This is a genomic window from Eisenbergiella sp. OF01-20, assembly GCF_003478085.1.
Classification (GTDB): domain Bacteria; phylum Bacillota; class Clostridia; order Lachnospirales; family Lachnospiraceae; genus Eisenbergiella.
Map to the genome: position 1 here is coordinate 1 of NZ_QUES01000056.1, position 773 is coordinate 773.

Annotated in this window: 1 pseudogene; it reads right to left on the reverse strand. The window is 61.1% G+C overall.

The features are described from left to right. Positions 1-773, reverse strand: a pseudogene (locus tag DXA36_RS33375) (hypothetical protein); the annotation flags it as partial.

Here is a 773-nt window from a genome sequence, read left to right on the forward strand (position 1 = left end):
GCCAATGCCCGCGCCGCCGAGGCCGCCCGTGGCCGTAACCGTGCCGCTGCTGATTTCAATGGTTCCGCCGGAACCGCCGTAGCCGCCGCCGATGCCCGCGCCGTTGTAGCCGCCGTTAGCAGTCAAGCCACCGGTGCCGTCAATCGTCACTTTGGCATTTTCGGAAACCTCCAGCCCGGCACGGACGCCGCCGCTTGTCAGGGTGTTTTTGCCGGAGAGGGTGATGTTGGCCGTGCCGTTTGCCTCCACCGCAAAGGCACAGAAGTAGTCTTTACTGCCTGCGTTGATTGTCACGTCGGAGAGCGTAACACTGGCGGTCACGTCGGAAGGTACTGTGATAACGGCTTTTTGGTGGTCGTAGTCTGCACCGGTCAGCGTTCCCGTCCATTCGCCGGAAATCTTGTAGTCACCGTTGGCGTTCAGCGTGATTTGTCCGTCGCCGGTTTTGGAAACCGAACCGCCGTTTGTTGGGGTAATCGTCAGGCCGTCATACCCCTCATTGGCGTACAGATTTGCCCCGCCCAGCAGCACCTTGACCGTCGGGAGCGGGTCGCAGGCGTAGCCGTCGGGGAGCGCCGCCGTAAAGATGTAATCGCCGGTCAGCGGCCAGTTATCCCCGCCGTCCTGTTTGTATTCCTCGCAGCTCCAGCCGGTGATGTCCAGTGTTTCCGGGTTTTCCGTTCCTTCCGATTCCCCGCGGATCTGTTTGGGCAGCATGGATACCACCGTGTCAAAATCCGCCTGATTGTCCATGCTCACGCCGGGCAGAGCAA